Source organism: Psychrobacillus sp. NPDC058041, assembly GCF_042885655.1.
Lineage (GTDB): Bacteria > Bacillota > Bacilli > Bacillales_A > Planococcaceae > Psychrobacillus.
In genome coordinates, this window is record NZ_JBHVRO010000008.1 from 160705 (window position 1) to 170503 (window position 9799).

The 9799-nt window shown below is 34.9% G+C and carries 7 protein-coding genes and 2 riboswitches; of the genes, 6 read left to right on the forward strand and 1 reads right to left on the reverse strand.

What is annotated here, in order from left to right:
* Positions 1 to 28 precede the first annotated feature (28 nt).
* The 5 genes from ACFVR1_RS14085 to ACFVR1_RS14105 all read left to right on the forward strand — a co-directional run bounded on the left by ACFVR1_RS14085 (position 29) and on the right by ACFVR1_RS14105 (position 6749).
* Positions 29 to 979, forward strand: a complete 951-nt coding sequence (locus ACFVR1_RS14085) for an AAA family ATPase (protein WP_387584895.1) — start codon at positions 29 to 31, stop codon at positions 977 to 979.
* A complete protein-coding gene (locus tag ACFVR1_RS14090) occupies positions 976 to 2169 on the forward strand; it encodes a DUF58 domain-containing protein (protein WP_387584897.1) in 1194 nt (397 codons plus the stop codon). Before ACFVR1_RS14085 ends, ACFVR1_RS14090 begins: the two co-directional genes overlap by 4 nt.
* Positions 2166 to 4361 (forward strand): DUF4129 domain-containing transglutaminase family protein, encoded by a 2196-nt coding sequence (locus ACFVR1_RS14095; RefSeq protein WP_387584899.1) that lies wholly within the window; start codon positions 2166 to 2168, stop codon positions 4359 to 4361. The genes ACFVR1_RS14090 and ACFVR1_RS14095 overlap by 4 nt, the downstream gene beginning before the upstream one ends.
* A gap of 33 nt (positions 4362 to 4394) precedes the next feature.
* Positions 4395 to 4496: riboswitch (purine riboswitch) on the forward strand.
* Between the two features lie 227 nt (positions 4497 to 4723).
* Positions 4724 to 6277, forward strand: a complete 1554-nt coding sequence (guaA, locus tag ACFVR1_RS14100) for a glutamine-hydrolyzing GMP synthase (protein WP_387584900.1) — start codon at positions 4724 to 4726, stop codon at positions 6275 to 6277.
* A gap of 337 nt (positions 6278 to 6614) precedes the next feature.
* Positions 6615 to 6749 carry a hypothetical protein gene (locus ACFVR1_RS14105; RefSeq protein WP_340925378.1) on the forward strand — a complete coding sequence of 45 codons (135 nt, stop codon included), beginning with the start codon at positions 6615 to 6617 and terminating at the stop codon, positions 6747 to 6749.
* A gap of 378 nt (positions 6750 to 7127) precedes the next feature.
* On the opposite strand, the gene ACFVR1_RS14110 is transcribed toward ACFVR1_RS14105, so the two are convergent.
* Entirely contained in the window at positions 7128 to 7442 is a 315-nt protein-coding gene (locus ACFVR1_RS14110) for a hypothetical protein (protein WP_387584902.1), read from the reverse strand.
* Between the two features lie 246 nt (positions 7443 to 7688).
* A riboswitch (purine riboswitch) is annotated at positions 7689 to 7790 on the forward strand.
* A gap of 91 nt (positions 7791 to 7881) precedes the next feature.
* Here ACFVR1_RS14110 and ACFVR1_RS14115 point away from each other — a divergent pair.
* The gene (locus ACFVR1_RS14115) at positions 7882 to 9213 is read left to right on the forward strand and encodes an NCS2 family permease (RefSeq protein WP_387584903.1); all 1332 of its coding nucleotides are present in this window, start codon (positions 7882 to 7884) and stop codon (positions 9211 to 9213) included.
* Positions 9214 to 9799 lie beyond the last annotated feature (586 nt).

The following is a 9799-nucleotide window of genomic DNA, read 5'->3' on the forward strand; positions in this document are numbered from 1 at the left end:
ATCAATAGTAGATGTTGGGGGAAATCATATGAATGAACAATTACAAATTCAATCCATTATTTCTAATATAGAAAAAGTGATGATTGGGAAAAAAAATATTGCCGAGCTCGCAGTAATCGCGTTGCTTGCAGATGGGCATGTACTATTAGAAGATGTGCCAGGAGTAGGAAAAACAATGATGGTTCGTGCACTTGCAAAATCCATTGGTGCTGATTTTAAACGAATTCAGTTTACTCCAGATTTATTGCCGTCTGATGTAGTGGGAGTTTCCATATATAACCCGAAAGAAATGGAATTTGAGTTTAGACCTGGCCCGATACTAGGGAATATAGTGCTTGCAGATGAAATAAATCGAACTTCACCAAAAACTCAATCAGCTTTATTAGAAGGAATGGAAGAAGCGTCTGTCACAATAGATGGGATTACTATGCCGATACCTAAGCCATTTTTCGTTATGGCTACTCAAAATCCAATTGAGCACGAAGGTACCTATCCACTTCCAGAGGCACAATTAGATCGTTTTTTAATGAAGTTAAAAATGGGTTATCCACATCCAAGTGAAGAAATAGAAGTATTAAATAGATTAGAAAAAAGAATGCCAATTGAGGAGTTAGAGCCTGTTGTTTCATTAGAAGAGTTAATTGAACTTCAAAAGAAAGTGAAAGATGTGAAAGTAGATTTCACGATAAAAGGATATATTGTAGACCTTGCTAGCCGGACAAGAGAGGATACATATATTTACCTTGGGGTTAGTCCCCGTGGTTCTATTGCTTTAATGAGAGCCTCTCAAGCCTTTGCTATGCTTCGAGGTAGAGATTATGTAACGCCGGATGATGTGCAATATTTGGTCCCATTTGTATTTTGCCATCGAATTATGCTAAGACCGGAAGCTCGCTATGATGGAATTTCTACAGAAGAAGTTCTTTCTCGAATTGTCAAAAGGACCCCTGTCCCAATTAAGAGGAAAATAAATCAATGATGAAAGGTGTAAAGCATCTAAAAGGCGTACTTATTATCATTCTCCTTCTAGTTTCTGCTTTTATCTATGCAATGTTTCAAGGAGGCTTTGTAAGTTGGTTTCTTTTTTACTTAGTCATTCCTCTATCAGTCTATTCTATTCTGCTGTTTTTTTATTCTATATCTAACATTGAAGTAGAAAGAACGATTGAAACACGTAAAGTATATAGTGGTGGTAGGTTTTCAGCAACTATTCAAGTGAAAAGAAAAAATCGTTTTCCTCTAATGTATACATCGTTTGAGGAGAAGGTAAGTAGTAGTTTACAACAAACAACGACTAAGCAAATTAAGTTTTGGGGAATGAAAAAAGAATTTAAGTGGACTTACGAGATAGAACATATTCTTCGTGGAGAACATGAACTGGAAGGAGTAATTATCCGAGTCAGTGATTTGTTCGGTTGGGTTTCGAAAGAAGCATTTATTCCTAACAAGAAAAAGATTTTAGTTTTTCCAAATTTGACTGAAATGGTGTATATACCAATAGAAACGAGGTATGACCAAGGAGCTACAGTATCCAGAATTCAAACAATGAAGGATACTTCGATGGCGACAGGTGTCCGTACTTATCAACCAGGAGACCGAGTTTCTTGGATTCATTGGAAGTCTTTTGCCCGCACACAAACATTAAAGACGAAAGAATTTGAAGATCGACAATCGCAGGAGTTGTTTGTACTAATGGATCGTAATCCTTCTCCTATGTTCGAGGATATGGTGGATTTAACTGCTTCAATCATGCAAGCGATTGTGCGAAATCATTCTCAAAGTTCATTCCTTTCTATTGGTGAAACCAGGTTATATATTCCTACGGTACAAAATGAGGAGCAGCTACACCGCGTGTTATATCATTTAACAAAGGTACAGGCAGATTTGAAAAAGCCAATTGAGCAAGTAATATTAAATGATTCATCTATTGCTCTAACAACATCTCTTATATATATTACTAGTAATCTGTCATATGAGTGGATAGATAGTATTCAAAAAACGGCGAGTAATTTACGTCAATGTACTTGTTTTATTGTAAAACAAAAAGATATCAAGTTAACGGTGGATGAAATTAAGTTACATCAGTACGCTGCAAGTAGAAGGATTAATATCCATATTATTACGAAAGAACGGTTTGCCAAAGCATTTTTGGAGGTGAATCGCACATGAATAAAGAAACACCAAAATCATTTTTCTCCATATTAATTTACTTTTTGGTTTTTATTTTATTGACAGAATGGCTCAAACCAGTGATTGAATTGACGGATACAGATTATTTGAAGCTATTTTGCTTGTTTTTGGGCATTTCTTTTTTACTTTATTTTTTGAAGATAACTTGGAAAATTGTAATACCTTTAAAATTGGTGTTTATAAGTTTGGTACTTATTTATCTCTATACAGACCTACCTTTTTTCTCAACTGATACGATTTTATATTTACTTAATATGATATGGGGAAATTTAAAGGCATTAGTATCGCAAGATTGGCTTACTGTGACAGATGCTTTTCGTACTTTATTGTTTTTTATTTTATTGTGGATGACCACTTATTTATTGAACTACTGGATTCGAGTAAGAAAAAATGTAATGCTGTTCTTCCTATTAACAGTTTTATTTATTACTATTTTAGATACTTTTAGTACTTATAATGGTGAGAAAAGTATCATTATTGTATTAGTCACTGGATTTATTATTAGTGGCTTGTTGTATGCACAGAAGGTAATGTCTGAAAATAATGTTCAAACAAATGGAAGATTCTTATTAGGAACGTTTGTAAGTCTTTTTGGGTTGATAGCGGTAAGTGGAATTATTGCGTATGTACTACCTAAGGCAGGTCCTAGTTGGCCCGATCCTGTTCCATTTCTTACTTCTTCTAGTCCTTCCGCAACTGGATATAAAGATGGTGGCGCAAGTCTTGCTCGTAAAGTGGGTTATGGAGAAAACGATGAATTGTTAGGCGGGGCATTCCTTGGTGATGACACTCCTGTGTTTTATGCGACTGTTCCAAGAAAACAGTATTGGAAAGTCGAGACGAAGGATACGTACACTTCCAAAGGATGGATACAATCAAAAATTGATCCACAAATCATTAGTTATGAATTAGGAGCCCCAATCACTTCTGATATTGCACCTGGTAGTGAGGAATCGACGGCTACTGCGAATATCTCAATGATGCAAGAATTCGATTTTATTATGCAACCTTACGGAATAAAATCTATAAATAGCGAAGAAGCTGTAACATTATCTTTAAATGAAACAAATCAAAAAATGTTATCCTTCTTTGGTGGCAGCACAATACCACTTAATTCTTATGTAACTTCTTATAGTGAACCTATTTATAGTTTAAAGGCACTCCGAGGAGCTACAGTTGAGAGTCTAGATGGTCTAACGAGTGAGTTTGATCGATACTTACAGCTACCGGAAAACCTTCCTTCACGAGTAAATGAATTAGCTGTTTCTATTACAGCCGACAAAGCTAGTTTGTATGAAAAAGCAAAATCTATTGAACGATATTTTAGTAGAAATGGATTTCGTTATGATCAAAAATTAGCTTCAATTCCAAAAGGGAAAACAGATTATGTGGATCAGTTTTTATTTGATACCAAAATAGGGTATTGTGATAATTTCTCGAGTTCTATGGTTGTCATGTTAAGATCCATTGGTATACCTTCGAGGTGGGTAAAGGGATTTGCCGCAGGGAAAATTGTCCGAAGAGATGACAATGTTCCTGTTTATGAAGTAACGAATAATGACGCACACTCATGGGTGGAAGCGTATTTTCCAGGAGTAGGTTGGATGTACTTTGAACCAACGATTACTTTTTCAAATAGTGCAAACTTAGATTATGATTTAAATACGGGAACAACAGAATCTGATATTCCAGTTCCACCCGTTAAAAAGCAGCCAATAAAAGAAGAAACAAAAATAGAGAAAGCTGAAGTGTCAAAAAGCTTCACAAAAATGATGAGTGATAGTGTAAAATGGGTTACTGAACGAAAAGTAACGATTATTTGGTCATGTGTTGGCTTGTTCTTTATTAGCTTATTAGCTTATCACTATAGAAGAAAGTGGATTTCTAAAGTGTTAATTCCATATTATCGTATGCGTAAAAATGATTGGGAGACATTCGAGAAAATGTATCATCAGTTATTAAAGCAACTTAAGTTATATGGGGCTGAGAAAGAACAAGGACAAACATTATCAGATTATGCTAAAAAGATTGATGCTGATTTTGGTGGCAATCATATGAGAAAGTTAACAAGCGTTTATGAAAAAGGAATCTATGGTGGCGATCGTGAAGAAATAAACTACAGGTTAATGAGAGAAAGTTGGGAAAATTTAATCAATCAGCTAAGCGGTTGATTTTAAGCTCGATAACCTGTAAACTAAGGTCAAATTAAATTGACCAATTGCCCTCGTATATGTCCGATAATATGGTTCGGATGTCTCTACCAAGTTACCAATAATAACTTGACTATGAAGGTGAGTGCAGTCATGTCTTTTTTGACATTTGCATTCACCTTTTTAATGTAGAGAACATAAACGCGTAGAGAGTGGAAATACTTTCTTACGCGTTTTTTTAATCTTATTCAGGACATCCTAAAGAATACTGAATAAGTTAAATCCTACAACTAAAATTACAGAAGTTTACTCTACAAAACAGGGGAAATATCTGAGTGATGAGAAATGCAATTTGGATCAATTATTAGAAGAGGTGGATGCTAATGTCTTCAACTCCATTGTTGAAAGAACAAGAAAAAATTGTCGTTCTAGATTTCGGTAGTCAATATAATCAATTGATCACTCGCCGTATACGTGAATTTGGAGTTTACAGCGAACTACACCCACATACAGTTAGTGCGGAAGATTTAAAGAAAATGAATGCTACTGGAATCATTTTCTCCGGTGGTCCCAACTCTGTATATGATGAAAATGCTTTTCATATTGATCCAGAGATTTATGAAATTGGTGTACCAATCTTAGGGATATGTTACGGGATGCAATTAATGTCTCAACATTTCGGTGGAAAAGTGGAAAAAGCTGCTCATAGAGAATATGGTAAAGCAGAAATCAATGTAAAAAATGCAACGGCTTTATTTGGACAACTTCCAACCGATCAAATTGTTTGGATGAGTCACGGAGACCATGTAACAGTTGCACCTGAAGGGTTTGAAGTAATTGCAACAAGTCCTTCATGTGAAGTAGCTGCAATGGCAAATGAAGCGAAGCAATTTTACGCAGTTCAATTCCATCCAGAGGTAAGACATTCTATTTATGGTATTGAATTACTACGTCAATTCGTATTTGACGTTTGTCACGCAACTGGCGATTGGACAATGGAAAGCTTTATCGAAATGGAAATTGAAAAAATTCGTGCTGAAGTTGGCGACAAAAAAGTTCTTTGTGCACTTAGCGGTGGAGTAGATTCTTCTGTAGTTGCAGTATTAATTCACAAAGCAATCGGTGACCAATTAACTTGTATGTTTGTTGATCATAACTTAAACCGTAAAGGCGAAGTTGAGCAAGTTATGAAGACTTTCACAGAAGGCTTTAATATGAAGGTTATTAAAATCGATGCACGTGAGCGCTTTATGAATAAATTAGCTGGAGTTTCTGATCCTGAACAGAAACGTAAAATTATCGGTAACGAATTCATTTATGTATTTGATGAAGAAGCTTCTAAATTAGATGGTATGGATTTCTTAGCTCAAGGTACTCTTTACACCGATATTATTGAATCTGGTACTTCAACAGCACAAACAATTAAATCTCACCATAATGTAGGTGGATTACCGGAAGATATGCAGTTCAAGTTAATCGAGCCATTAAAAACATTGTTTAAAGACGAAGTTCGCGCACTTGGATTAGAACTTGGTCTTGAAGAAGCAATTGTTTGGCGTCAACCATTCCCAGGACCAGGTTTAGGCATCCGTGTACTTGGCGAAGTAACAGAAGAAAAATTACAAATCGTTCGTGAATCAGACGCAATTCTTCGTGAAGAAATCGCGAAAGCTGGTTTAGATCGTGATATTTGGCAGTACTTCACTGTCCTTCCTGATATCCGTAGCGTTGGAGTAATGGGTGACACTCGCACATACGACTATGCTATCGGTATCCGTGCAGTAACTTCTATTGATGGTATGACTTCTGACTGGGCACGTATCCCATGGGATGTACTAGAAAAAGTAAGTATCCGTCTTGTAAACGAAGTACCTCACATTAACCGCGTAGTGTATGACATTACGAGTAAACCACCAGCTACTATTGAGTGGGAATAGGACTGTTCAGTAATATAAACTAAACAGGTTATAAACACAGTCATATCAATGTCTAACGTAGATTGTTAAGTAAATCAATGATTAACGTACAACTATTTATATTTCAAAAATTAAACTCTCTTTTAGTTATTTATAACAAATAACTGGAAGAGGTTTTTTGTTTTAGTGAAAATTAGCGACTTGATTGTTGACTTTAAAATGAATCAGCAAATTTAAGGTCGTAAAGATAAGTAATAAAGTAAAAAGGTTTACTTCAGTAAAATAAGGTATATTATATTTGTTGAATAGTTCTCTTTAAAGACAAGAAAAGTAGGTGAACAAAGTGGGGAAATATCAATTGGACACCAAAGGTCAGGTGGCTGTGGCAAAGTATCATGAAAAACACAAGCCTGCCAAATTTGATAAAAAGCAACAACTTGAAAAAATACGTGCGGAGTATTTGAAAAAAAAGCAAAAACAAACAGATAAATAATATGAATGAAAGCATAGGAAGACTAAAATCTCCCTATGTTTTTCTTATTCGAAGTTCTTTTTTTTCTATTGATGATACAGATTTGGTGACAAAAAATTCGTCATCAGATATCCATTCCTCACTAATTGATTTTGACATTGAAACGATATAGCCATTATTCAAAATAATAATGTTTAAACAGGGGTTAACCAGACGTTTTCTGGCCGAATGAAAAATTCGTTCACCAGTAACAACTTTATTTCAAATGAGACTCTCTTTTATTCACATCATTGTGGATGAAAGGGGGTCTTTTATTATGGAGTTATTAGATGATTTTCAATTGAATCAGCAATTACAAGGAGGAAATTTAAATACATTGAGAATAAAGACGCTAAATAATCAGCTTGTTTCTGATTGTCTTTTTTGCTTTCTTCCTATTTGCAGAGCTAGAACTAGAAAAATATAAGGAAATGCAAGTAAAGTTAATTCCAAAAAGCCAATTCCTAAAAGAAGGCTAGATTGCTCATCTGCATAGATCCCTGAATCAAACATGTACTTCACTATTAGTAAAAAAATTCCTGTCGCACAAATAATGAAGAAGTACCCTATAACATTAAATTTGTAAGCAAAGATAATATGTAAAAACAAACCTATAAAAATCAAAGCTACTACAACAAAAAGTAGAAAAATATATATTGGATCATATAAAGTCACTAAAAATCCCCCTCCTATTCAAAGTGTCTCTTTCTTAATGTTAACGACGAATGAAAAGTAAAAATGTTTCGAAATTTCAATTAAATTTCCGGATTAAACTAAGTATTACACTACTTCTCTAATAACAAGACTAGGTTTATCATCATAGAAAATACTAAAAGTGTTAAATGACGAACTATTGTATGTTTATATTGAAAAATGTTCGTATTTAGTGTTGATTTTCAAAAAAGACAATGTTATATTACTTATATAATTTAATTATGTCGTCGTATAACGTTGGGAATAAGGCCCAAAAGTCTCTACCGAATCACCGTAAATGATTCGACTACGATGAGTGACCAGTATTTTTCTATCACTTATTAGAGATATTCAAGCATACGACCTTTTTCAATGGTTGTATGCTTTTCTTTCGTTATAGGCACAAAAAATGGAGGATCACATGAAAAAGTATTTTCAATTTGATGAACTAGGTACGAACTACCGTAGCGAAATCATTGGGGGGTTCACGACTTTCCTAGCGATGGCGTACATCCTAGTAGTAAACCCAATGACATTATCTTTAGAGAGTGTTCCGGGTTTACCTGATTTTATGTATATGGATAAAGGCTCTGTATTTACAGCAACTGCAATTGCAGCAGCTATTGGTTCTATTTTGATGGGAGTGTTAGCGAAATATCCGATCGCATTAGCGCCGGGTATGGGACTTAATGCATTTTTTGCTTATACAGTTGTACTGAAATTCGGTATTCCTTGGCAAGTAGCTTTAACAGGTGTTTTTGTTGCAGGTGTTATCTTCATTCTTCTTTCATTATCTGGTATTCGTGAAACAATTATTAATGCCATTCCAACTGAATTAAAGTATGCCGTTGGAGCAGGTATTGGTTTATTCATAACTTTTGTTGGTCTACAAAATGCAAAGATTATAGTTAAAAATGATAATGTATTAGTTGGTTTAGGAGATTTAACAGACCCAAATATTTTACTAACGATTTTTGGACTTTTAATTACTTTAATAATGATGGTAAAAGGCATTAAAGGCGGTATTTTCTACGGTATGCTAATTACTTCTATAGTAGGGATGATATTTAGTTTAGTACCTATTCCGCATGGTGTTGTAGGAAAGATCCCAAGCATGGCACCGACTTTTGGAGCAGCGCTTGACCCAATTATTAATAATCCTTCTGCTTTACTAACATCACAATTCTTAATCGTTGTGCTTACTTTCTTATTTGTTAACTTCTTTGATACAGCTGGTACATTAATTTCTGTAGCAAACCAAGCAGGTTTAATGAAAGAAGGCAAACTACCACGTGCAGGAAAAGCGCTTTTAGCAGATGCACTTGCTACAACAGCAGGCGCGGTAGCTGGTACTTCTACTACTACTTCATATGTTGAATCTACTGCTGGAGTTGCAGCAGGTGCACGTTCAGGTTTTGCAGCAGTAGTGACAGGGGTACTATTACTGCTATCATTATTCTTCTATCCAGTATTAAGTGTAATTACTTCTTATGTAACTGCACCGGCATTAATCGTCGTTGGAGTCTTAATGGTATCTTCTTTAGGAAATATTCAATGGACTAAGTTTGAAACTGCAGTTCCGGCATTCTTCGTAATTATCGCAATGCCACTAACTTATTCTATTGCAACTGGTATAGCAATTGGATTCTTATTCTATCCAATTACAATGATCGTTGCAGGACGAGTTAAAGAAGTCCACCCGATCATGTATGGTTTATGGGCAGTGTTCCTTGGTTACTTTATTTTCTTATAATAATTAATAAAAAAAGAGAAAGGCTTCGTGTTTTTCTTCAGACTGTAGACAAACTTGAAAAACGAGTTTGCCTGCAGTCTTTTTTCTTTTAAATAGAAAGTAAGAAAAATCGAGTTAGGGAAAAGAACCTCGCTTTCCGCAGACGAACCACCCGGCCTCTTCCATCTGAGGAGGGGTACTACTAGTTATAGTATCCCAATTTCGCAACATCTACTATATGTTGTGCAAAGCGTTGAAGGAAAAAGTTTTTGAAAAAAAGTTAAGGAAATATCTTGTCATTGCCTTTACAAGGTGGTATAGTTATCAAGTTGTCATTTTCATTACTGACTTCTTGAAAAAAAGAAATAAAAAAGTTGTTGACATCGATAATGAGATTTGTTAAGATGATTAAGTCGCCAAAACGACACAGCAACAAAAACACAACATGAACATTGAAAACTGAACATGCAAAACGTTAAGACATACAGCTTGAAAGACTAACTTGTTAGTTTGATAGCAAAACAATTTTGACATCATTTAATGATGATGCCAGCAAAACAAAATGAGCTTTTTAAGTTCTCTATTATGGAGAGTTTGATCCTGGCTC